This is a genomic window from Rhodopseudomonas palustris (genome assembly GCF_013415845.1).
Lineage (GTDB): Bacteria > Pseudomonadota > Alphaproteobacteria > Rhizobiales > Xanthobacteraceae > Rhodopseudomonas > Rhodopseudomonas palustris_F.
Map to the genome: position 1 here is coordinate 1415008 of NZ_CP058907.1, position 23360 is coordinate 1438367.

Annotated in this window: 22 protein-coding genes and 1 tRNA gene; 17 read left to right on the top strand and 6 right to left on the bottom strand. The window is 63.6% G+C overall.

What is annotated here, in order from left to right; genetic code table 11:
• The first annotated feature begins 12 nt into the window (after window positions 1-12).
• From HZF03_RS06610 to HZF03_RS06635, 6 genes are all read left to right on the top strand, one after another.
• Window positions 13-351, top strand: a complete 339-nt coding sequence (locus tag HZF03_RS06610; RefSeq protein WP_119017150.1) for a hypothetical protein — start codon at window positions 13-15, stop codon at window positions 349-351.
• Between the two features lie 117 nt (window positions 352-468).
• Window positions 469-545: transfer RNA gene (locus tag HZF03_RS06615), tRNA-Met, on the top strand.
• A 1189-nt stretch (window positions 546-1734) separates the two neighbouring features.
• Window positions 1735-2799, top strand: a complete 1065-nt coding sequence (locus HZF03_RS06620) for an ABC transporter substrate-binding protein (RefSeq protein ID WP_119017149.1) — start codon at window positions 1735-1737, stop codon at window positions 2797-2799.
• Window positions 2796-4412 carry an ABC transporter permease gene (locus HZF03_RS06625; RefSeq protein WP_119017148.1) on the top strand — a complete coding sequence of 539 codons (1617 nt, stop codon included), beginning with the start codon at window positions 2796-2798 and terminating at the stop codon, window positions 4410-4412. Before HZF03_RS06620 ends, HZF03_RS06625 begins: the two co-directional genes overlap by 4 nt.
• Window positions 4409-5218 (top strand): ABC transporter ATP-binding protein, encoded by an 810-nt coding sequence (locus HZF03_RS06630; protein WP_119017147.1) that lies wholly within the window; start codon window positions 4409-4411, stop codon window positions 5216-5218. The genes HZF03_RS06625 and HZF03_RS06630 overlap by 4 nt, the downstream gene beginning before the upstream one ends.
• Window positions 5219-5259: 41 nt before the next feature.
• Complete coding sequence (locus HZF03_RS06635; protein ID WP_119017146.1) at window positions 5260-6924, top strand: alkaline phosphatase family protein; 1665 nt, start codon at window positions 5260-5262, stop codon at window positions 6922-6924.
• 54 nt (window positions 6925-6978) lie between these two features.
• Here HZF03_RS06635 and HZF03_RS06640 read toward each other — a convergent pair whose 3' ends face one another.
• The 5 genes from HZF03_RS06640 to HZF03_RS06660 are packed head-to-tail and all read right to left on the bottom strand — an operon-like array spanning window position 6979 to window position 10553.
• Entirely contained in the window at window positions 6979-7314 is a 336-nt protein-coding gene (locus HZF03_RS06640) for a thiosulfate oxidation carrier complex protein SoxZ (protein WP_119017145.1), read from the bottom strand.
• The gene (locus HZF03_RS06645; protein WP_119017144.1) at window positions 7311-7781 is read right to left on the bottom strand and encodes a thiosulfate oxidation carrier protein SoxY; all 471 of its coding nucleotides are present in this window, start codon (window positions 7779-7781) and stop codon (window positions 7311-7313) included. The genes HZF03_RS06640 and HZF03_RS06645 overlap by 4 nt, the downstream gene beginning before the upstream one ends.
• Window positions 7781-9073 carry an NAD(P)/FAD-dependent oxidoreductase gene (locus HZF03_RS06650; protein ID WP_119017143.1) on the bottom strand — a complete coding sequence of 431 codons (1293 nt, stop codon included), beginning with the start codon at window positions 9071-9073 and terminating at the stop codon, window positions 7781-7783. Before HZF03_RS06650 ends, HZF03_RS06645 begins: the two co-directional genes overlap by 1 nt.
• A gap of 10 nt (window positions 9074-9083) precedes the next feature.
• Window positions 9084-9425 (bottom strand): c-type cytochrome, encoded by a 342-nt coding sequence (locus HZF03_RS06655; RefSeq protein WP_133303218.1) that lies wholly within the window; start codon window positions 9423-9425, stop codon window positions 9084-9086.
• An 18-nt stretch (window positions 9426-9443) separates the two neighbouring features.
• On the bottom strand, window positions 9444-10553 hold the full coding sequence (locus HZF03_RS06660) for a YeeE/YedE family protein (protein ID WP_234832155.1): 1110 nt from the start codon (window positions 10551-10553) through the stop codon (window positions 9444-9446).
• Between the two features lie 210 nt (window positions 10554-10763).
• Here HZF03_RS06660 and HZF03_RS06665 point away from each other — a divergent pair, with 210 nt between their 5' ends.
• The 7 genes from HZF03_RS06665 to HZF03_RS06695 all read left to right on the top strand — a co-directional run bounded on the left by HZF03_RS06665 (window position 10764) and on the right by HZF03_RS06695 (window position 16477).
• The gene (locus HZF03_RS06665) at window positions 10764-10916 is read left to right on the top strand and encodes a hypothetical protein (RefSeq protein WP_179906271.1); all 153 of its coding nucleotides are present in this window, start codon (window positions 10764-10766) and stop codon (window positions 10914-10916) included.
• A 363-nt stretch (window positions 10917-11279) separates the two neighbouring features.
• Entirely contained in the window at window positions 11280-12479 is a 1200-nt protein-coding gene (locus tag HZF03_RS06670; protein ID WP_210210273.1) for an amino acid ABC transporter substrate-binding protein, read from the top strand.
• 56 nt (window positions 12480-12535) lie between these two features.
• A complete protein-coding gene (locus tag HZF03_RS06675; RefSeq protein ID WP_119017140.1) occupies window positions 12536-13402 on the top strand; it encodes a branched-chain amino acid ABC transporter permease in 867 nt (288 codons plus the stop codon).
• A 74-nt stretch (window positions 13403-13476) separates the two neighbouring features.
• Entirely contained in the window at window positions 13477-14352 is an 876-nt protein-coding gene (locus HZF03_RS06680) for a branched-chain amino acid ABC transporter permease (RefSeq protein ID WP_234832154.1), read from the top strand.
• Window positions 14349-15101 (top strand): ABC transporter ATP-binding protein, encoded by a 753-nt coding sequence (locus tag HZF03_RS06685; RefSeq protein ID WP_119017138.1) that lies wholly within the window; start codon window positions 14349-14351, stop codon window positions 15099-15101. Before HZF03_RS06680 ends, HZF03_RS06685 begins: the two co-directional genes overlap by 4 nt.
• Window positions 15098-15814: an ABC transporter ATP-binding protein gene (locus tag HZF03_RS06690; RefSeq protein ID WP_119017137.1), complete on the top strand. Its 717-nt coding sequence runs from the start codon at window positions 15098-15100 to the stop codon at window positions 15812-15814. Before HZF03_RS06685 ends, HZF03_RS06690 begins: the two co-directional genes overlap by 4 nt.
• Before the next feature lie 24 nt (window positions 15815-15838).
• On the top strand, window positions 15839-16477 hold the full coding sequence (locus HZF03_RS06695; RefSeq protein ID WP_119017136.1) for a 2-hydroxychromene-2-carboxylate isomerase: 639 nt from the start codon (window positions 15839-15841) through the stop codon (window positions 16475-16477).
• A gap of 513 nt (window positions 16478-16990) precedes the next feature.
• Here the strand turns inward: HZF03_RS06695 and HZF03_RS06700 are convergent.
• The gene (locus HZF03_RS06700; protein ID WP_119017135.1) at window positions 16991-17587 is read right to left on the bottom strand and encodes a nitroreductase family protein; all 597 of its coding nucleotides are present in this window, start codon (window positions 17585-17587) and stop codon (window positions 16991-16993) included.
• Window positions 17588-18112: 525 nt separating this feature from the next.
• Between HZF03_RS06700 and groES the strand changes: the two genes are divergently transcribed.
• The 4 genes from groES (at window position 18113) to HZF03_RS06720 (ending at window position 23352) form a co-directional block, all read left to right on the top strand.
• The gene (gene groES, locus HZF03_RS06705) at window positions 18113-18400 is read left to right on the top strand and encodes a co-chaperone GroES (protein ID WP_119017134.1); all 288 of its coding nucleotides are present in this window, start codon (window positions 18113-18115) and stop codon (window positions 18398-18400) included.
• A 55-nt stretch (window positions 18401-18455) separates the two neighbouring features.
• Entirely contained in the window at window positions 18456-20081 is a 1626-nt protein-coding gene (gene groL / locus HZF03_RS06710; protein ID WP_119017133.1) for a chaperonin GroEL, read from the top strand.
• Window positions 20082-20385: 304 nt separating this feature from the next.
• On the top strand, window positions 20386-22482 hold the full coding sequence (locus HZF03_RS06715) for a sensor domain-containing protein (protein ID WP_165858085.1): 2097 nt from the start codon (window positions 20386-20388) through the stop codon (window positions 22480-22482).
• A 423-nt stretch (window positions 22483-22905) separates the two neighbouring features.
• Window positions 22906-23352: a carboxymuconolactone decarboxylase family protein gene (locus tag HZF03_RS06720; protein WP_234832153.1), complete on the top strand. Its 447-nt coding sequence runs from the start codon at window positions 22906-22908 to the stop codon at window positions 23350-23352.
• Window positions 23353-23360 lie beyond the last annotated feature (8 nt).

The following is a 23360-nucleotide window of genomic DNA, read 5'->3' on the forward strand; positions in this document are numbered from 1 at the left end:
CGTTGTCCGGGCATGATGTCGAAACTGACCATCGCGTTCGGTTGTTTGGCCCTGGCAGCCGCGCCCGCTGCGGCCCAGGCGCCGCCCAAGCCGCCAACCACTACGGCACCGTCGGCGACCGAATGCTCGCCGCATGCGACCGTCAATCCTCCCGGCGCCACGGCTCCTGACGCCACCACCGGGCAAACCCAGCAGCCGCTCGGTGACAAGCTCGCCAAGTCTGACGGTGTGCTGTGCCCGCCTGCAGGCGTGGACCCGGAAATTCGGGCGCCGACTCCAGACGTCGGCAAAACCCCGGTGATTCCGCCGCCGGGCAGCCCAGGAGGCGATCCGACCGTCCGTCCCAAATAGCCCATAATGCCGAGTTTTCCCGCCCTGTCCGGCATTGCTTGACAGGGCAACCCGCGCCTCCTTATATGCCGCGCGTTCGCATCGCCTTTGTTCGCAAGGCCGACGGCGAACCACCGTGGCGGGGTAGCTCAGCTGGTTAGAGCACGGGAATCATAATCCTGGGGTCGGGGGTTCAAGTCCCTCTCCCGCTACCATAGTTTTTCAAGCGCTTAGCTGTCGTAGAGCCGCTCCAGCACGCGCCTTCTAAATCCCCGGACAACGTCGCGAATAGCCCTTTCGGGCGTCACCCATCGCGCTCGAGCTTGCACTGGTCCACGGACTGTCTGAACGGACGGCCTGGCGGATTCGGATGGTGTTTGCGGACCTTTCTCCACACATCACTTCGCGGGAGCATCATCCGACTGCAGTTGTCGGTGGCTTGCAGCAGGACGTGTGGTGCCTTCTGGATTGCGTCGTGCTGCTGCTCGTCCGGTGGCAGCGACTGTACGTAGTCGTCGGCGTCGCGCAGCGTACGCAAGGGCCGGCTACCCTCAGGCAGCGGCAACGACTGGCAGAGCGGCGTGTCCTGTCTCGGCGGTCATCCGGTACGGGGCCGTCCACGTCCGTATGGGGACCTCGCGCTCCTCCGTCAACGTGACGACACGTGTCGCCCAGGTCGTTGACCGTCTCAGTAGCATGTATGCGAACAGCGGACACTCTCCGAGGACGACCAGCAATGCGGTCGATCATGAGCGCCGTGGCAGTGTAGTTAGTGGCCGACCCCGCGAATCCGCGTAGCAGGCCCCTAGTGAGCACGTCGGTTGTTCAACCGGTCGTGACATTAATTTCTTGGTGCCTTCAGTCTTTTCCGAAGCCCTGTTTCGGGTTGGAGCGGAGAACGCGATTTTGTGGGTGATCTTGATCACGTCCAGACCGGAGAGTGCCAAAGTAGGCGCTCAGTGTCCAATGCGGCTCCGGGCGGAAATTTGTTTGTGCTGCGAACGTCAGCGTCATCGTCCCATGCCGGCGGCTTTGATTGCCACACGATCAATTCGACCGGGCGACATCTGGAAAAAGGGGGGCATAAGCGGACTGCCAACTCAAAGATGGCGCGCCTCTCTCGGCAGATTGCAACCGAGATGCGGTGGATGCAGCCGGAAATCTAGCGGTGGGATGCCGCGGCCGCCGAATGGGTCACCAAACGGGAGAAGCTGCATAATGATTAGTCCGCGAGGCCGGTCTGGATGCGAAAGATATTCCATTTCCGCGGCTGTTAGCAGCGCAATCTCACTTTACTGAGGCCTGCGCGGTTTTGTTGCTTTACCGGAGACGTTCCCGCGATTTAATGGCGTGAACTCGTTGCCGCGCCACGTTCAACGGCGATTACTCTGAGGGGAAGCGGTCATGTTTTGCGCGTTGCGGCTGTCCGCGGTTGTGCTGTTTGTCGGCGCTCTGTTGTCTTCGGCGTTTGCGGCGGAGCCGGTGACGATCCGCATCGGCACGCCTGATCAGAGCGCCGGGCCGACGCCGTCCGGCGGCATGGGGATCGTCACCTACATCGCCGGCAAGCAGTTACTTGAGCAGGAGTTCGCCAAAGACGGCATCAAAGTCGAATGGACGTTCTTCAAGGGTGCCGGTCCCGCGGTCAACGAAGCACTGGCGAATAAGCAGCTCGATGTCGTCTATCTTGGCGACCTCGCCGCGATTATCGGCCGCGCCAACGGTCTGGCGACGCGCTTCCTGGTGCCGGTGCGCGGCAACAATGCTTACCTCGCGGTACCACTCGACTCCGACGTCAAGAAGGTCGAGGACCTGAAGGGTAAGCGTGTCACCGTGTTTAAGGGGACCGCCTATCAGCTCGTGCTCGATCGGGCGCCGGCCAAAGCGGGGCTGAGCGAGCGTGATCTGCAGGTCGTCAACCTGGATTGGAGCGCGGCGTCTGCTGCGCTAGCCGCCAAGCAGCTCGACGGCAACTGGGCCGGCTTGCAGGCGGTGACGCTGCAGGAGAAGGGGCTGGCGCGGATCGCGCTGAGCGCTCGCGATCTAGGCCGCGAGTTCACGGTTCAGAGCGGATTCCTTGCCCGGGAGGAATTCATCGCGGCACATCCCGATCTCGTCCAACGGCTCGTCACTGTGGTGGTCAAGGCACAGCGCGATCTGTCGCAGTCGGACCACCTCGAGGATTTCATCATCTTTGCGTCGCAGCGCTCCGGCATTCCGGCCTCGCTCGGCCGCACCGAATACGGCGGAGAGGATCTGAAGTTTCGGTTCTCGCCGTTGATCGACGAGTTCGTCATCGACGGGCTTCGCGTTGGCGTCGCGCAGGCGAAGGAACTGAGCCTGGTCCGAAAGACCTTCGACGTCGGCCCGTGGTTTGAGCCGAGGTTCGTCGACAAGGCGGTCGAAGACCTTGGGCTGAAGAGCTACTGGCCGCGTTACGACAAATCCGGGCAGCCGCTGGGGCAATGAGTAGCGACGTCGTAGCCAGCGGAGACTACCCACCGCGCGGAGCGGCCGTTGCAGGATTCCGCACGCTGCCACGGTTCGGTGTGCCGGCCTGGCTGCGGTCCTCGGCGCTGCTGGGGTTGGTGGTGCCGGTCGCCTTGTTGGCGCTGTGGAGCGTCGCAGCGGAGCGGCACTGGATGTCGTCGCAGGTGCTGCCGACTCCGGCTTTGGTGTGGCAGACAGCGAGTGAATTGCTTGCGGACAATCTGCTGTCGAACCTCGTGATCAGTTTGCAGCGTCTGCTGTTCGGCTTCACGCTCGCGGCTTTGGCCGGCGGCTTTCTTGGCGGCGCGATGGGGCTCAGTCGGCGTGTCGAGGCGGCGGTCTATCCGACCTTCATCGCGTTGGTGCAGGTGCCGACGCTTGCCTGGATTCCCTTCCTGATGATGGTGCTCGGCCTCGGCGAGGCGCTGAAGGTCGTCGTCATCATCAAGGCGGTGGTCACCCCGGTGGTGATCTACACCCATGTCGGCGTCCGCGATGTCGATCCGAAGCTGCTCGAGGCCACACGCATTCTACGCCTCGGTTTCTTTCGACGTCTGGGCAGCGTGATCCTGCCGGCAGCGCTGCCGGCGTTTCTCACCGGGCTGAGGCTCGGACTGGCGCAGGGCTGGACCTCACTGGTCGCCGTTGAGCTGCTGGCGTCCTCGGAAGGCATCGGCTTCCTGATGGTGTGGGGCCGGCAGCTGTTCCAACTCGACGTGGTGTTCGTCTGCATCCTGGTGATCGGCATCGTCGGTCTGGTGATGGACCGCGGGCTCAATGTCGTCGATCGCGCCGCAGTGCGCTGGCCGCGTCCGGCCCTGGCGGAACACCGCACCGCGCGCGGCGGATATCGTCTGCTGTCATGGCTCTTCCCGGCGGGACTGCTGGCTGCATGGGCCGCCGCGAGCGCTTCGGGTGCTATCAGTCCGACAATGTTGCCATCGCCGGCGGCGGTGCTGTCGGTGCTCGGCCACGGTCTCGCCGATGGATCGTTCGAAAGCGCGATGGGCCTCAGCCTGCAACGCGCGTTCATCGGCCTCGCGCTCGGCGCCAGCAGTGGCTTTGTAGTCGGTCTGGCGATGGGTCTGAACCGCCCACTCGACCGTTTGTTCAATGGCACGCTCGCGGCGCTGCGGCTGGTCGCGATTTTCGCGTGGATTCCGTTGCTGACCGCCTGGGTCGGGCTGGGCGAAGCGTCGAAGATCACTTTCGTGGCGATCGCCAGCTTCTTTCCGATGCAACTGGCGGCCTATCGCGGCGTCGCGACGCTGTCCCCGCATCTGATCGAAGCGTCGTGGACGCTGCGGCTCGGCGGAATCGACCGGCTGCGCTGCCTGGTGCTGCCCGGCATCGCTCCTTCTGTGTTTGCCGGACTGCGGCTGGCGCTGCTGCAATGCTGGATCGGCACGATGGGCGCCGAGTACTTCATGCCCTCTGGGGGAGGCATCGGCAGCCTGATGATCGGCGCCCAGCAGATGTTCCGGACCGACGTGGTGCTTGCTGCGATGGTGATGATCGGCGTGGTCGCCGCGCTGCTCAACGCGATCGGCAGCAGGATCGAAGCTCGCGCAACCCGTTGGAGATCAGCATGAGCGCTGCACCACTGGTGTCGTTCAGAAACGTGCACAAGTACTTCCAGCTCAACGGCGCGCTTCTGCACGCGGTGAACGGCTTCGACCTTTCGATCGCCGAAGGCGAGTTCGTCGCCATTGTCGGCGGCAGCGGCTGCGGGAAATCGACTCTGCTGCGGCTGCTTGTCGGCCTCGACCGCGACTATCAGGGCGACATCCTGATCGATGGCCTCCCGCTGCCCGGAATCGGCAGCGACCGCGGCATTGTGTTCCAGGAGCATCGGCTGTTTCCGTGGCTCACCGTCGAGCAGAACATCGCGCTCGGCGTGATCAACGATCGCTTGTCGAAGGCCGAGCTCGCTACCTCCCTCGCCGAGCATATCGCACTGGTCGGACTGCGTGGCTTCGAGAAGGCGCTCCCTCACCAGCTCTCCGGCGGCATGGCGCAGCGGGTCGCGATCGCGCGGGGCCTGGTGGCGAGCCCGCGCATCCTGATGCTGGACGAGCCTTTCGCGGCGCTCGACGCGCTGACGCGGCATCAGATGGAAGACGAACTCCACCGCATCGGCGCAACCCGCAACGTCACCACCGTGTTGGTCACTCACGACGTCGAGGAGGCGATCTATCTGGCCGATCGCGTCGTGGTGATGACGCCGCGCCCCGGCACCATCAGGGAGATCGTCGCCGTCGACCTGCCGAGGCCGCGCGACCGCACCGCCCCAGCGTTCCTCGATTTGCGGAAGTCGATTCTGCGACTACTGACGGCCGACGACGTCGGCGTGCACGACACACCACGGGTCACTGCGCTTCTCCCCGTGGCGATCTGATCCCCTTTCACCTCGATTCTCCCAACGCCAGGACTGTTTTGATGACCACCAAGCGCAACGTGCTGTTCATCATGTGCGACCAGCTGCGATACGACTACCTCGGCGTATCCGGCCATCCGCGATTGAAGACCCCGAACATCGATGCACTGGCGCAACGCGGCGTCCGCTTCGTCAATGCCTATGTGCAGTCGACGATCTGCGGCCCGTCCCGGATGAGCACCTATACCGGCCGTTACGTGCGGTCCCATGGTTCGACCTGGAACGGCATCCCGCTGCGGGTCGGTGAACCGACCCTGGGTGATCATCTCAAAGAGATCGGCGTCCGTAACGTCCTGGTCGGCAAGACGCACATGGTGCCGGATCGCGAGGGCATGGCGCGGCTCGGCATCGTGCCGGATTCGCTGATCGGCGTTCACGTCTCGCAATGCGGCTTCGAGCCGTACGAGCGCGACGACGGTCTGCATCCGGACGGTCCGTACGATCCGACGCCGGACTACGACGCCTATCTGCGCAGCCAGGGCTTCGACGCCGACAACCCCTGGGAGGCGTGGGCGAATTCCGCCGAGGGCGGCGACGGCGAACTGCTCAGCGGCTGGCTGCTCTCGCATGCCGACAAGCCGGCGCGCGTCCCCGATGAACATTCGGAAACGCCCTATATCACCCGCCGGGCGATCGAGTTCATCGGCGAGGCGGAAGCCGATGGGCGGCCATGGTGTTTGCACCTGTCATACATCAAGCCGCACTGGCCCTATATCGTGCCGGCGCCGTATCACGATCGCTACGGTGCAGACGACGTCCTGCCGGTGGTGCGGTCCGATCGTGAGCGGCAGCACCCGCATCCGATCTTCGCCGAGTTTCAGCACGAGCGCGTGTCTCAGGCGTTCTCGCGGCCGGGCGTACGTGAACGGGTAATCCCGGCCTATATGGGGTTGATCGAACAGATCGACGACCAACTCGGGCTGCTGTTCGCCTATCTCGACGAACGCGGACTGACCGACGACACCCTGATCGTGTTCACCTCCGATCACGGCGACTATCTCGGCGACCACTGGCTCGGCGAGAAGCAGATGTTTCACGACGTCTCGGTGAAGGTACCGTTGATCGTGGTCGATCCGTCGCCTGCAGCCGACGCTACGCGCGGCACGGTTTCGGAGGCGCTGGTCGAGCAGATCGATCTGGCGCCGACCTTCCTCGATTATTTCGGCGGCCGGCCCAAGCCGCACATTCTCGAGGGACGGTCACTGCTGCCGCTGCTGCGCGGCGAGCGCGTCGAAAACTGGCGATCCTACGTCTTCTCGGAATACGACTACGCACTGGATCGCGCTCGCATCTCGCTCGGAACGCCGGTGCCTGATTGTCGGCTGACGATGGTGGCCGATGGTCGCTGGAAGGCGGTGTTCGTCGAGGGATTCCGCCCGATGCTGTTCGACCTCGACAATGATCCGCACGAGTTCGAAGATCTTGGTGACAGCGAAGATCATGCCGAGGTGCGGCAACGCCTGTCCGATGCGTTCTTCGCCTGGGCACGGCGGCCACGCAGCCGCATCACCCGCTCGGACGAGGCGATCGCGGCGAAAGACGATGCGCAGCGTGCCTACGATCGCAATATCGAATCCGGCGTCCTGATCGGCTATTGGGACGAGACGGAGCTCGCCGAGGAACGCGCCAAGCGCGCCCGATATCTGGCATCGCGCCGGCCAGACTGACGGCCGGTGCAGGTCAAGCCTGACCGGCGCCTGGCGCAGCGCGTCCGGAGCCTTCTATTTTACGTCCACATGCGCGACGTCATCGACGCTGCGGCCGTCCTCGTGGGTCCAAACAAATCTGAAATCGGTCGGGCCGGAGATTCGGGCGTGGAATATGAGATAAGGGTTGGCTGATGTCGCGTTGCGGAAGTCGACGTTCAGTACCGGCGCGCCGTTGGCTTCGGCGATGAAGCTCGCCAGGAAATCGCGTGCGATCGGCTGACCGTTCGGCGTCTTGCGCAGGCCGGTCTCCATCGGATGCTCCAGCAGCGTTCGGATCTCGACGACTTCGCCGACCGTGGCGACGGAGGGTAGCTTGAGACGTGGACGACCGGTCAGCGGCACCGTCATGTCAGGCAGCCTCCGACGCTCACTTTGATCTCAGCGGCGGCGCGGTTCACGGTGCCGTCGCTGTGCTCGGCAAACACCAGCAGCATCTGTTTCTCGGCGAGCCGGATACGCATCGACACCTGCGCCCTCCCGGACGCCGGCGAGAGCCTGAAGCTGGCGATGCCGGGCGTCGGATTCTTCGTCGCCACCAGATGGATGGCGCGGACGTAACGCTCCGCGGTCATCGGGCTGTCGACCACCACGGTGACCGGGACAACGGCGCCGTTCTCCGCGGTCTCCGGCACCTGCAGCGCGATGCCGCCGTCGCGCGGCGTCGCGTTGCCGATCAGATCGCGGATCGCCGCGTCGACCTCGTCCGAGGTGGACGCCCGCGCGAACGGCACGATGGAGGCGACCAGGCCGACAGATGCGGCGATCAGCATCTGGCGGCGGTCGACGGCCAACGGAAGATCGTCGAGGTGCTGCATCAGCTGAACGCATCCTTGGTGATGCTCGCATACCAGGAGTCGGCGTACTGCGCTTCGAGCTTGCGCTGCAGCTTCTTCTCGGCGAGCGGTCCGCGCGGCGACACCCCGCCGGAGTTCGGCGTTTCGACGAAGCCCTTTTCGCTCGGCCGGAACACGCCGACGACCGAGATGCCGTAGTCGTCGCCGACATGACTGTAGCAGGTGTTGAAGTAGACCGGATCCTTCGGCGGTTCACGCCCTTCCAGCAGGGCGACGGCGGACGCCACCGCCTGCTTCGAGGTCGAGTTGGCGATGAAGCCTGACTTCGGCAGCGGTCCGCCGATATTGGCGTCGCCGATGACGTGGATGTCCTTCGCCTTGACCGCCTCGAAGGTGTACGGATTGACCGGGACGAAACCGGTCTCATTGACGAGGCCGGCGTCGACGGCGATCTTCGCCGCGGACTGCGGCGGGATGACGTTGCCGACGTCGACCTTGTGGCGCGTGCCGAACTCGGTCCGGAACACTTTCTCCTTGGTATCGACCGAAACCACCTTGCCGTCCTTGCTACCAGGCACCCATTCGATCAGGCCGGGATAGAGTTCGTTCCAGGCATCCTGGAACAGCCCCTGCTTGGAGAACGCGTCCTTGGCGTCCAGCGCGATGATCTTGGCGCGGGGCTTGTGCTTCTTCAGGTAGTTGGCGACCAGGCTGATACGCTCGTAGGGGCCTGGCGGGCAGCGGAACGGATTGGCGGGAATCGCGAATCCGACGACGCCGCCATCGGGCAGGGCTTCGAGCTGCTTGCGCAGCAGCAGCACCTGCTCGCCGCGCTCCGGCACCCAGGCGTGCGGGAAAATCTGCGCCGCGTCTTGATCGTAGCCGGGTAGCGCGCCCCATTTGATGCCGATGCCGGGCGACACGATCAGCTTGTCGTAGGCGATTGTCTTGCCGCTGCGCAGCTTGACGACTTTCTTGTCCGGTTCGATCGCGTCGGCCCAATCGTGGATGAAGTTGATGCCGCGCTTCTTCAGGGCGACGTACTGATGCGTGATGTCGGACAGCGTGCGCGTGCCGCTGAGGAGCAGGTTGCCGTAGGGGCAGGTGACGAAAGATTTCTGTGGCTCGATGACGGTGACGTCGATGTGCGGAAAATTGATGCGGGCGAAGCGAGCCGCCGAGGCGCCGCCAAAGCCGCCGCCGATGATCACCAGGCGGGCGCCATCCTTGGCGTGGAGTAACGAGGGAGCCGCGAAGGTGGCGAGGCCGGCAGCGGCCAGTTTGCCGAAGGAGCGGCGGGAGATGCTGGTCATGATGTCCTCTTCAGCGCGGCAAGGATGAGAAATAGTCGGCCAAAGTGGCGACCTCGGCTTCGGAGTAGCCGCGTGCGATGCGCGGCATGATGGTCGCGGCTGGCCGCTGGTTGTTGCGAAACTCGTCCCAGACCAGAACGAAGGAGTCGCGTTTGTAGCCGGCGAGTTCGGGCGTTCCGCCCTGGCCCTTGCCGAACTGGCCGTGGCAGCCCGAGCAGGCCTGCACGATCAGTGGCGGCGGGAGACCCGTCTTTTTCTTTTTGTGCACCTCTGCGAGTGAGGGAGTCGCTGCCACCGCCAGCGCGGCGGCGGCAAGAACTAATGAAACAACCGATGAACGTGTGACTGACATGAAGTCCCCCGTGGTGAGTCAAACTGATTGTCGGAGAATGCGGCGCTGAACCGGCGTGTCGTCGAGCCCGAACAGCGGGCGCAGATGGACGCCGAGCCAATTGCCGGGCAGTGCGGCCGCGATCCACAGCCAGCCGTGCAGACTTCCCGACGCGATGCCGGAAAACATCGCGCTGATGTTGCAGCCGGTCGCGACGATGGCACCGGCGCCGAGCAGCAGGCCTCCGACCACCGAGGCGATCAGATGCAGCGGCGCGATCCGCCATTGCGGAGAAAAACGGCCTGCAAGTCCCGCAGCCAGCAGCGCGCCGACGATGACGCCGACGTCCATGATCGACGTGATGTCGGCCGAGAGCGGACGATGCAGCGCTTCGGCACGGGTTGGATTCTCCCAGAATGTCCAGAACACCGGATCGGCGCGCCCGGTGGCGTCCGCGATCTTCGAACCCCACAGCGCGAAGGCTTGGGTAATTCCCCAGGGACGTCCGGCGACTAGCAGCGTCGCGAAGTTCAGCATTGCGAGCGCGAGCGCTGCCCAGGCGAACGGCGATAGCTGCTGCGGTTGCGTTCGCCAGATCGAAGCCGCTTCCCCATGTCGGCGTCGCTCGTGCAGAAGCGCGATGCGCCACAACAGTAAGAACACCGCCGCGTAAAGGGCGAGGACAGGCAGCAGGCCCAGCATGGCCAGCAGCGATACGCCGGGCAACGTCGGCAGATCTGTCCATAATTCTGCGTGCTGCGCGGCGAGTGTTGCGCCAACGACGATGAACAGCAATGTGACCAGCATCCGAGTTGAGCCGCCTCCGACCGTGTACAGCGTGCCGGATGCGCAGCCCCCGCCAAGCTGCATTCCGATCCCGAACGCAAAGGCGCCTGCGGCCAATGCAATCCCGGCGGGAGAGACGAATCCGCGCACCGGCTGGCCGAACACCGCTCCGGCGTCCAGCGCGGGCAGAAAGGTCACGGCAGCCGCGGCGAGCATCAGGCATTGCGCACGAACATGTGCGGTTCGGCCGTCGCGCAATAGCGCACGAAACCCGGCACTGAATCCGAACGTCGAGCGATACAGCGCGTATCCGAGTGCGATGCCGACGCCCCACAGCGCGACGCTGCGCCAGTCTTGCGCCACGACTGCGCCTCCAGCGAGCGCCAGCACAACTGCGAAGCCGACGACAGGCCACTGGACGTGCGCCCGAAATGAGATGAGAAGCCCAAACACTTTTCAAACAGAGCTCATGGAATTCATCGTATCGAAGCCGCAGGCGGCTGGAATCTCAAGCCGGTGGAAGTCGGACTCGCAAAATAAGCAGCAATCACTTCATGCGATCGGATGATCAGCATGACGTTCTCTCTGCATTGCAGAAATCACGCGCACTGTTCTCTTTGCTGGCGGCATCTGGATATTGAGGGCCTTGCGTACGAGCGCGCGCGGGAAAAACTGTTCGAGGACAAGGTCACCAGGCTGCGACAGCCCGTCGCGGATGCGAAGTGAGTGCTCGTTGTCGACGAAGCGATCTTGCTCAGTCGATGTGCGGTTGCACCCCAGCATCGATTAGCGTGGCCGGGAGCGCGCGAAGTGCGTGGGGGACGTCAGGGTTCACCGAGGAAGGTGCGGCCAACTTCTGGGTGACGTGGATCGTGCAATCGCCTTCTCGACCGACAATGGCGGTCGTTGATGTCGACGTCGGCGTGTTGCCGAACCGTCGCGGCATGACGTTCTCCTGGACATGATGATTGGAGTAATGCATTGCGCAAACCGGATGCTGCGGAGATAAAGCTATCTTTTGATACAGCTAGGATTGACTTTGATTAGCGTGTCGACGACACGAGGCCCTCATCAAGTGTAAGGGCCGTCATGAAAACACTGCTGTCGATCGCTTCCGCGATGCTCGCCGTTTCGTCGCTCGTGCTGTCGCCCGCGCGTGCGGACGAGGCGCTTCGAATCGGGGCGCCGCTGCCGCTCACTGGTGCGCTGGCGCCGGAAGGTGCGAAACTGAAGCAGGGTTATGAGCTCTGGCAGGACAAGGTCAACGCCACCGGCGGCGTAAAAATCGGCGACAAGAAGCAGAAGGTCGAGCTCGTCTATTACGATTATCAGTCGACCACGCCGAAGGCGGTCCAGCTCGCCGAAAAGCTGATCAGCGACGACAAAGTCGATTTTCTTTTCTCGCCGTTCGGCTCCGGCGCGGCCAAGGCGGTGAGTGCCGTCGCGGAGAAGTACGGCGTCCCGCTGCTGGCCTCCAGCGCGTCGTCCGCCGAAGTCTTCGACCAGGGCTACAAGAATCTGTTCGGTCTCTACACCGACAACAGCACGCTCAGCGAGCCGATCGCCGAATTGATCAAGGTGAAGCTGCCGACCATCAAGCGGGTTGCGATCCTGGCCCGCAACGATCTGTATCCGTTGTCGCTCGGTAATGAATTCGAGAAGAGCGCCAAGAAGCGTGGCTTTGAAGTGGTGTTTTACGAGAAGTACCCTATCGGGACGCTCGATCACTCCTCCGCGCTGACCCAGCTGCGGGCGGCGAAGCCCGATTGGGTGGTGGTGACCGGCTACATCAACGATCTCATCCTGGTACGCAAGCAGGCAGCAGAGCTGAAGGTCGGCGGCCAAGTTTACACCCTGATCAACGGTCCTGCCTACAAGGAGTGGATCGACGCCGTCGGTCCCCTCGCCGAGAACGTCACCACCGCGAGCTGGTTTCACCCGGTACTGAACTACACCAGCGAGGACGTGTTTGGTTCGACCAAGGCGTTCGTCGAGCAGTTCAAGGCGAAATATGGCGCCGAGCCGGACTTCACCCAGGCCTCGGGCGCCGCGGTCGGCGTCATCTTGCAGACCGCGATCGAACGGGCTGGCTCGAAGGATCGCACCGCGGTGCGCGAACAGCTCGCCAAGGGGAATTTCAAGACCTTCTTTGCACCCGTCTCGTTCGGTCCGACCGGCATCGCCAATTCCTACATCCCGCCGGTTTATCAGATTCAGCAAGGGAAGGTTCAGGTCGTTCTGCCGGCCGAACTCGCCACCGCTCCCTTCCGCGCGAACGCCGCGGACTGATCGGACGAGATCGACGGCCGGATGTCGTCGCTGCTGGTGGTCACGAAGGTTTAGTGATGCTTTGGATTCAGGTGCTAGTGAACGGGCTCGCCCTCGGTGGCCTGTACGCCTGCATTGCGGCCGGATTTTCCCTGGTCTGGGGTGTTCTCAATATCATCAACATCCTCCACGGTTCGTTGATCGTGCTCGGCGGCTACCTGGCGTTCTTCGCTCATCAGCAATTCGGCGTCAGCCCGTTCGTGCTGGCGCCGTTCGCCGGCGCGGCGACCTTCCTGATCGGTTTCGCCCTCCAGCGTTTCGTCGTGAACCCGGTGATGGGCAGGCCGGTGCTGATCACGCTGGTGCTGACCTTCGGCCTCAATCTGTTTCTCGACAACGCCATGCTGGCGACGTTCAAGGCCGACTATCGCAAGATCAACCTGCAGCCGCCGCTCGGCGTGGCTGAATTCGGCAATATCATCGTTCCGATCGACCGCATCTATGCAACGGCGGAGGGGCTGGCGCTGGTCGGCGCGCTTTGGCTGCTGCTGCGCTTCACCCAGCTCGGGCGCGCGATCGTCGCGGTGAGAATGGACCGTGATGCGGCAGCGCTGATGGGCATCAACGTGTCGTGGACCTACGCGATCGCCTTCGGTCTGGGCACCTTCATGGCCGGTGCTTCGGGGGCGCTGCTGGCCGCGATCTTCCCGATCTCACCGGTGTCCTCGAGCGGCTATTTGGGCAAAGCCTTCGTGATCTGCGTGCTGGGCGGCCTCGGCAGCATTCCCGGGGTGGTGCTGGGTGGATTCGTCCTCGGCGTAATCGAGAGTTTCGGCGCGCTGGCGCTCGGGCCTGAGAATGCGCTGACGATTTCCTTCGTGCTGCTGCTGATCCTGCTGGTCGTGAAGCCGACGGGGCTGCTGGGTCGGAAGGGCTTCGCCTGATGCTGTGGCGGGTATTCGGGGCCGGCGTTATCTTACTCGCCCTCGCGGCGTTGCTTGGGTTCGGCGACAATTATTTGCTGCGGCTGGCCTCGACCGCCGCGATGTACGCAACGCTCGCCGTCGCCTGGAATATCGTCGGCGGTTTCTGCGGTTATCCGTCGTTTGCCACGGCAGCATTCTTCGGATTGGGCGCCTATGTGGGCGGCGTATCTCTTTCGCACGGAGTCCCGCTGTATGTTGCATGGATCGGGGCTGGTCTGGCGACTGCGACGTTCGCCGCCGCATTGGGATTGGCTATCCTTCATCTGCGTGGCCACTATTTCGCGATCGGCAGCCTGGTGATTGCCGACGTGCTGCGGGAAATCACGACCACTTGGACGTCGCTGACCGGTGGCGGCATGGGGTTGAATGTGCCGTTGCTCGCGGGCGGCCCGGAGGTGCAGGCGCGGCTGGTGCTGACCGCGATGCTTGCCGTCGCAATCGCAGCATGGCTGACCTCGCTGTGGATCGCGCGCGCGCGGCTCGGCGTCGCTCTCCGTTGCATCGAGCAGAACGAGGACGCCGCACAAGTCATCGGCGTCGACACGAGCGCAGCGAAGATCGCGGCGTTCACGATCTCCAGCCTGTTTGTCGGAACGGTCGGGGCGATCTACGCATCCTGGGTCAACTATATCGATCCTACCGACGTTTATGACGTCTCGCTGTCGGTGAAGCCGATCATCATGGCGATGCTCGGCGGCGTCGGAACACTCGGTGGTCCGGTGATCGGCGCGATCGCCTTCCTCGGGCTAGAAGAACTGATCTGGCGCAACAGCCTGGAGTTTCACGCCGGCATTCTCGGGCTTCTGGTTGTCGCGCTGGTGCTGTTCCTGCCGGGCGGCCTGCGGGACCTGCAGGGACGGGGCGCTTGGCATTGGCTCACCGCGGTTATCCGGAGGAGGCCCCGATGACGGCGCTGCTGCGGTTCGCCGGTGTGTCGAAGAAGTTCGGCGGCTTGCTGGCGCTGGACAACGTCACGGTCGCCCTGCAGGAGGGCGAGATCATTGGCCTGATCGGTCCGAATGGCGCCGGCAAGACGACGTTCGTCAATGTCGTCACCGGTGTGCTCGCGCCGTCGTCGGGCACCATTCACTTCCGCGATCGGCGGATCGACGGGATGCGGCCGGATCAGGTAGCGCGGGCCGGGATCGCGCGCACCTTTCAGATCGTCCAGCCGTTTCCGCGTCTCACCGCGCGCGAGAACGTTGCGGCGGCGGCGCTGTTCGCGGGCGGCGTCGACACGCCCGCCGAGGCGCGCCGCATTGCGGACACGCATCTCGCATTCTGCGGTCTGGCGCGCGAAGCCGACAAGCCGGCGGGTTCGTTGACCCTTGCGGGGCGGAAGCGGCTCGAACTCGCCAAGAGCCTCGCCGCCGGGCCGAAGCTGCTGTTGCTCGACGAGGTCAACGCCGGACTGAACGCGGCCGAGATCGACGACGCCTTGCGGTTGATCGCCGAAATCGCCGACCGCGGCATCACCGTGCTGTTGATCGAGCATCTGATGAAGGTGGTGTCACGCTCGTGCCGCCGCCTGTTGGTGCTGCACCAGGGTAGGCTGATCGCCGACGGCGCGACGGCGCAGGTGATGACCGACGACGGCGTCATCGAGGCTTATCTCGGCCGGCGCTGGGCCGAAGCACAGCGGGGTGCTGGAATATGACCGCGCCATTGCTGCAGGTCAGCGACCTTGCGGTCGGTTACGGCGACGTCCAGGTGGTCTGGCAGGTCGATCTGACGGTCGAGCAAGGCCGCGTGGTGGCGCTCGTCGGTTCCAATGGCGCGGGCAAAACCACACTGCTGCGCGCCATCTCGGGGCTGCTACCGACTCGGCACGGCAGCATCACGGTTGCCGGCGAGCGCCTGGAGGCGGCGCGTCCAACTGACTTTGTTCGCCGCGGCATCGTCCACGTTCCGGAAGGCCGGCGACTGTTCGCCGGCTTGTCGGTGTTCGACAATTTGATGCTGGGGGCTTATCTGCGCAACGACAAGGCCGCCGTCTTCGCCGATCTCGAGCGGATCTTTACGTTGTTTCCAAGGCTGCGCGAGCGACGCAGACAGGACGCCTCGACGTTGTCCGGCGGCGAGCAGCAGATGTGCGCGATCGGGCGTGGCCTGATGGCGGCTCCGAAGCTGCTGTTGATTGACGAATTGTCGCTGGGGCTGTCGCCGTTGGTCGTCGACGAACTGATCGCGGCGCTGCGACGCGTGAACGCCGAGGGCACCAGCCTTCTGGTCGTCGAGCAGGACGTGGCGACCGCCCTCGAATTTGCAGATGATGCCTATGTCATCGACCAGGGCCGCACGGCCGCGTCAGGCCCTGCCGCCAGCATCGCCACGGATCCGTCGATCCGCGCCGCTTATCTCGGCCTCTGACGTCCATCAACAAGGTTCAACTGCATGACGCGCGAACGACCGCAGGTCGAATACTTCTTCAGCTTCATTTCACTCTGGTCCTATGTCGGCAGCCTGGTGTTCCAAGACATCGTCCGCCGCCACGACCTGCAGGTCGTCTACAAGCCGATCGATCTGATGGCGATCTTTGCCGCCGGCGGCGGCAAGCCGGTGCGACAGCGGCCGCTGCAGCGGCAGGCTTATCGGCTGGTGGAGATGGAGCGCTGGAAAGCGATCCGCGGCATTCCGCTGGTGACCTGGCCGAAATTCTATCCGGCCGACCCGTCTCTCGGACATCGCCTGCTGCTCGCCGCAATCGAGGAGGGCTCCGACGTCTCCGCCTTCGTGCATGCCGGGCTGAAGGCGGTGTGGGCGGATGAGCTGAACATCGAGGATCCGAACACGTTGATCGAACTGGCCGACCGCAGCGGCCTCGATGGCGGTCGCCTGCTGGCGCGCGCGGCTGATCCAGAGCTGATCGCGTGCGAAGCCCGACTGAGCACGGAGGCGGTCGACCGCCGTTTGTTCGGCGCGCCGTTCTATTTCTACCGGGGCGAGCCGTTCTGGGGGCAGGACCGGCTCGATCTACTGGAGCGGGCGATCGCGTCCGGCCGGCCGCCGATCCTCCCTCCTGCGGGGATCTGAGACGCGCAGTAGGCGTAACGGTCGCCGCGCATCTCATTCCGCAGCGGACGTCAAGCCGACTGGGCCGCTTCGACGACGGTGACCGTTCCGGGACCGGCCCGATCCTCACCCCCGTGTCGGCCTGCTGTCGCGCCCGTGCGTCTCCGGACGATGGCGCGCCTTTCCGGCGCCGTACCACGGCAGCAGCCAGCGCACGGCGCGTTCGAAGCGATGAAGAACTGCCCCCCACCCCACCGCGACGCCCTCGCCGATAGTGACGTCCTGCGCCCACACCGGGCCGGACGCCAGCAATGCCGTGACCGCCACCGCAAGCGCGGCAGCCGTCTTGCGCGCGCCCAGGCCGGATCATCGAAGACGTCCGTGTCCCGTTCGAGCGCCCGCGCGACCCCGGCCTGCTGACAGCCAGCGAATTCGTCGCCTTGAAGCGCACTTCCTCGATTTGCTACGGAGTTCCGGGGGCGCTGAGCGAGGCTCGCTCTCGAAGTCGGAACCTGGCAGTGCCGCGCCCGCAGCCTACCCCAGGAAGCTGCCGGCTCTGGTGGTTTCGGAAACCGGCAGCCGTGCGTTCGGCTGCTCGAGCGGACGAAACGCCTCGGGAAGGGCGTCGCGCTCGCCGCGTCGGCCGATCGCGATGGCGATCTGCACCTCATGATCGTCCGGCACCTTCAGCTCCGATGCGGCCCGTTCGATATCGAAGCCGCCGATGCCGTGCGCCGACCATCCGGCCAGTGACGCCTCAAGCGCAAGGTAGGCCCACGCTGCGCCGGCATCGAACGCATGGGTGCGGCTGGGAACCTCCACATCGGAGCCCGGCGGGCGTACCGTCGTCTTCGAAACCAGGATCACGAGTGCGGACGCATTCTTGGCCCAGCTTTGGTTTCGTTCGTAAAGAAGCCCGAGGAAGCGATCGAAGTCCGAACTGTCGCGCTTTGCGTAGAGGAAACGCCAGGGCTGCGAGTTGTAGGACGACGGCGCCCAGCGCGCCGCCTCGAACAGGCGGCTGAGCTCGTCGTCCGCGATCGGTTCTCCAGTAAAGGAACGGGGCGACCAGCGATTGGGAAATACGTCTGAGACCGAGTGATGAGGGACTCTTTGGCCGTTGTTGCTCATATGAGGTGCTCGGGATTGCTGACTTGGCGAATGTTGTCGTTCGGTGGCGGGTCATCCGAACCGGTGTGCCGAGATGCTGTCGGAACCAGCCTTTCCGATCAATCGCCCGGTGAACAAAATGATGATTGGCTCGCTACAAGGCCTGTCGGCGGCAGTTCCATTCTTCGGCAGCGGCCGTGTCCGAGCCGAATTTCGTGCTGCAACCAGGCGAGCCTACGACGAGGCGAGGTCACCGCCGTTCTCAGGAGCTTCACTCCGTGTGTCGAACCGGCGTCTCGGCGAACGTAAATTGCCGCAGCGACGAGCTTCGGATCGTCGCACGCTCGTTATCCAGCTAGGTAATGATTAGTTCAAGTAATCAGTTATTTGGATGTCGATCGTCTACGACGCTCGCCGGATTTGAAATGGACACGGCAGCCTCGCCTCCCTAGCGTCATGGGTCCCGGTCCGCAGCGCAGCGACGGTGAGCGACGCATGGTCGGACCGGCAGGCAATCCATCGTTAATCGAGAAGAGGCCCTTCTGTATGAGCTTTCGTCCGTTACACGACCGCGTCGTCATCCGCCGTATCGAAGAAGCAGCCAAGACCAAGGGCGGCATCATCATCCCGGACACTGCGAAAGAAAAGCCGCAGGAGGGCGAGATCGTCGCCGTCGGAAGCGGCGCTCGCGACGAAAGCGGCAAGCTCGTGCCGCTCGACGTCAAGACCGGCGATCGCGTGTTGTTCGGCAAGTGGTCGGGCACCGAGGTGAAAATCAACGGCGAGGACCTACTGATCGCCAAGGAGTCCGACATCCTCGGCGTGATCGGCTGAGTCCGTCCCCGCTGACGCCTTCACCCTCATTTCGCATCACAATCACGGGACTACTATGCCAGCCAAGGACGTCAAATTCTCCACCGATGCCCGCGAACGACTTCTGCGCGGGGTCGATACTCTCGCCAACGCGGTCAAGGTCACGCTCGGTCCGAAGGGGCGCAACGTCGTAATTGAAAAGTCGTTCGGTGCACCGCGCATCACCAAGGACGGCGTCACAGTTGCCAAGGAGATCGAGCTCGAGGACAAGTACGAGAATCTCGGCGCGCAGTTGCTACGTGAGGTTGCCTCGAAGACTAACGACCTCGCCGGCGACGGCACCACGACCGCGACGGTGCTTGCCCAGGCGATCGTTCGGGAGGGCGCCAAGGCGGTCGCGGCGAGCCTCAATCCGCTAGACCTCAAGCGCGGCATCGATCTTGCTGTCGCGGAGGCGGTCAAAGACATCGAAAAGCGCGCCAAGCAGGTGCAATCGTCGGAAGAGGTGGCGCAGGTTGGCACTATTTCGGCCAATGGAGATGCGTCGGTCGGAAGAATCATCGCCACCGCAGTCCGCAAGGTGGGCAACGACGGAGTCATTACCGTCGAGGAAGCCAAAAGCCTCGAGACCGAACTCGATGTCGTCGAGGGCCTGCAATTCGACCGTGGCTACCTGTCTCCCTATTTCGTCACCAATGCCGACAAGCTGCTGGTCGAATTTGAAGAACCCTACATCTTGATCCACGAGAAGAAGCTGACCTCGCTGCAGCCGCTGCTTCCGATCCTCGAATCGGTGGTGCAGACCGGCAAGCCGTTGCTGATCGTCGCCGAAGACGTCGAGGGCGAGGCGCTGGCGACTCTTGTGGTCAACAAGCTGCGCGGCGGCTTGAAGATCGCAGCCGTCAAGGCGCCCGGCTTCGGTGATCGCCGCAAGGCGCAACTCGAGGACATCGCGATCCTCACGGGTGGGCAGACCATCTCGGAGGATCTAGGCATCAAGCTTGAGAAGGTCACGCTCGCGCAGCTCGGTCGGGCAAAGCGGGTCCGGATCGACAAGGAGAACACCACGATCGTCTCCGGCTCCGGCAAGAAGAAGGATATCGACGCCCGCATTGCGCAGATCAAGGCACAGGTCGACGAGACCACGTCCGATTACGATCGCGAGAAGCTGCAGGAGCGGCTGGCTAAGCTCGCCGGCGGCGTCGCTGTGATCAGGGTCGGCGGTGCGACCGAGGTCGAAGTCAAGGAGCGCAAGGACCGCGTCGACGACGCGCTCAACGCCACGCGTGCGGCGATCGCCGAAGGCATCGTGCCGGGTGGCGGCGTCGCGCTGCTGCGTGCCAAGGCTGCGGTCGCGAAGCTGCGCCAGCCCAATGCCGACGTCCAGGCGGGAATTCAGATCGTGCTGAAGGCGCTGGAAGCTCCGGTTCGTCAGATCGCAGAGAATGCCGGCGTCGAGGGCTCGATCATCGTTGGCAAGATCCTTGAAAACCGGTCGCAGACGTTCGGCTTCGATGCCCAGACCGAACAATATGTCGATCTGATCGAGGCCGGAATCGTTGATCCTGCAAAGGTGGTGAGAACTGCTTTGCAAGACGCCGCCTCGATCGCCTCGCTGATCGTGACGACCGAGGCCCTGGTCGCGGAGATCCCGAAGGACAAGCCTGGCTTCGCAACGGCTCCGGGTGGCGCCGAGTTCTGAAGCCGAAGCATCGACTTGTGTAGCGACGAGGGCCCGATCAGCAGTCGGGCCCTCGTTCGTTCCGGAGACGCCAAGCCGATGCGATCTCAATCATCTATTGAGCGTTCTCTGGTAGCTTTACGAGGACATGCACAACGCGATTACACTCCGTAGAATCCGTACAACGTAGATAGTAGTCATGATGGAATTTCATTCTGTTGCCGTTCGGATTTCGAGTGTGTTTGCGCCGATCAGGACGACGGTAGTTGCATTGCTCGTGCCGTCGGCGTGGCGAGAGATCTTTGCGGTCCCCACGCCAAAGGCTGTGAACAAAGTTACCGAACTGCTGACGAGTGACTCGGAATCTCCAGAATTGCGTCGTCTGCGCGAGAGCAACTCCAGGCAGGCCGAGCAGATCGGACAGCTGGTCCAGGCGATCAACAACATGGCGCAGGGCCTGTGCATGTTTGACGGCGATCAGCGCATCATCGTCTGCAACGACAAATACGCATCGATGTACGGCCTCGATCCCGAGACCGTTCGGCCCGGCACGCTTCGCCGCGACATGATCGAGCGGCTGGTTGCGGGCGGCATTCGGTTCGCCGGAGAGACGCCAGAATCCTATCTGCGCGAGCGCACCGAGGGCGTCGAGCGCGTCGTCGACAAAATTCATCGGCTTGCTGATGGTCGCATCATCGCGGTGTCGCGACGTCCGCTGAGCGGCGGCGGATGGGTGGCGACTCACCAGGACATCACCGAACTGAAGCAGCGCGAAGCATCCTTCCAGCTGCTGTTCGACAATAATCCAGTGCCGATGTGGGTCTGTGACCGTGCAACTTTGCGCTGCCTGGCTGTCAATCAGGCGGCGATCGATCACTACGGTCACCCGCGCGAAAGTTTCTTGGAGCTGCGGCTGACCGATCTGCGGGCAGTGCAGGCCGATGGCGACGCTGAGGTGCCGTCCTTCGGCACTGAGGCCGAGAGGCTGGAGCATCATCGCAAGAGCGACGGCAGTTTGATCGACGTGTCGATCTATGCCCGCGAGTTGGTTTACGACGGCGTCGACGCGGTGCTGATGTCGATGATCGATATCACCGATCGTCGGCTGGCGGAGCGTCGGATCGCCCATCTGGCACATCACGATATGCTCACCGGCCTTTTCAATCGGGCTGCCTTTACCGAGAGGCTCGACGATTTGTTGCGACAGGGCGACAAGCCGTTCGCGCTGCTGCTGGTGGATCTCGACCACTTCAAGGAAGTGAATGATATATTCGGACACGTCGTCGGTGACGCCTTCCTCAGCGCGGTCGCAGAGCGCCTGAGAGGGCCGGCGGCCGGTTACTTCCTGGCCCGGATCGGCGGCGATGAATTTGTGATCATCGCGGAGGGCAGCCAGCCGGATACAGCGCTGCAACTGGCCGAGCGGCTCTTGGCCATCTCCTCCGAGACGCTGTCGTTGCAGGGCCACGAGGTCGACATAGGCCTCAGCATCGGGATCGCGCTGTACCCCGACAACGGCGCCGACGCCGTTACGCTGATCGCAAACGCCGACGCGGTGCTATACCGCGTCAAGGGCGAAGGGCGAGGCAGTGCCCGCCTGTTCGAGCCGGACATGGACCACAAGATCCACGAGCGCCACGCTTTGGTGCGTGAATTGCGGCACGCCGTCGAGCGCGACGAACTCGTTCTTCACTATCAGCCACAGATTGCCGCGGACGGCCGCATTGCCGGCTTCGAGGCACTGGTGCGGTGGCTGCATCCCCGCCACGGGTTGCTGTCGCCCGGCCGGTTCATCGCGCTGGCCGAGGAGACCGGACTGATCGGCGACCTAGGGGAGTGGGTGTTGCGAGAGGCGTGTCGCGAAGCTGCGACTTGGCGGAAGCCACTCACTGTCGCCGTCAATCTGTCCCCGCTGCAGTTCCGGCAGAAGGATCTGTTCCAACTCATTCACGGCGTGCTGTTCGAGTCCGGGTTGCCACCCTTCCGGTTGGAGCTGGAGATCACCGAGAGCGTTCTGATGAACGATCGCATGGGCGCAATCAGCGCGCTGCGGCAGATCAAGGCGCTAGGTGTTCAGATCGCTCTGGACGATTTCGGCACCGGCTATTCCTCGCTGTCCTATCTGCAGTCGTTTCCGTTCGACAAGATCAAGCTCGACGCGCAGTTCGTAGCCGAACTCGGCTCGGGACCGCGGGCCGCGACTCTGATCCGCGGCGTCATCGCACTCGGGCATGGGCTCGACATGACGATGATCGCTGAAGGTGTGGAAACCGAAGCGCAACGTTCGTTCCTTCTGTCGGAGCGGATCGATCAGTTGCAGGGTTATCTGATCGGCCGTCCGATGCCGATCGAGAATTACGCCGCAATAATCGGCCTGGCCGCCGCTGCATGCGGAATGCCGGAGAGGACCGTTATGGCGTGACGGCAACGGTCGGCGTCAAGGAACCGATCCGATCGACGCCCGGCAGCGTAGGCCTCAGGGATATTTCGGACGTGTCGTCCTGTCTGGATGTATTCTGTCGGATCACTCTCCGAATGTTCGTGCTGTTAGAAGCGATTTCATCGGAACAGTTTTCCAAGAACACCGAAGCGCGGCGTAGGACTATCTTTCTTTCGTATCGCGACTAGTCACCGCATCGCCGACATCGCAAATATGCGAGCAGAATGCGGCTGGGTCGTATGAACGGTCGCTGCCGTGGAAACTGCTGACATCGGGTAGGTCATGACGAGACTTCCGCTACGAACCATTGAGGACGCGCCGGACGATGCCAAGCCGCGGCTGGTAGCGGCCGAAAAGAGCAACGGCTTCCTGCCGAACCTTGTGCGATTGCTCGCGAACGCGCCGGTGGCACTGGACGCGTATCAGACATTGGGAGCGATCAATGCGCGCGCGAGCCTGACGCTCGCCGAGCGTGAGGCCGTGCAGATTACGGCGGCGACCGTTCATGGTTGCGGCTTCTGCGTCGCCGGTCACACGGCGCTCGCCTACAAGCAGGCGGGCCTCTTGGAGGACGTCGTCGCGCCACTCCGCGAAGGTGCTCACGGCCCCGATGCAGGGCTCAACGCGGTTGCGGATTTCACGCGTGCCGTGATCCGGTCGCGCGGCGCGGTCGAGGGCGACGAACTTGCCGCTTTTCGAGCGGCTGGCTTCACCGATGCCGCGGCGCTGGAGGTCGTTCTCGGCGTCAGCCTCGCGACCTTGTGTAACTTCGCCAACAATCTCGGCCAGCCCGCACTCAATCCGCAGCTGGAGCCTTTCGCTTGGCACAAGTCCGCCCAGGCGGCCGAATAGCAGCGTCG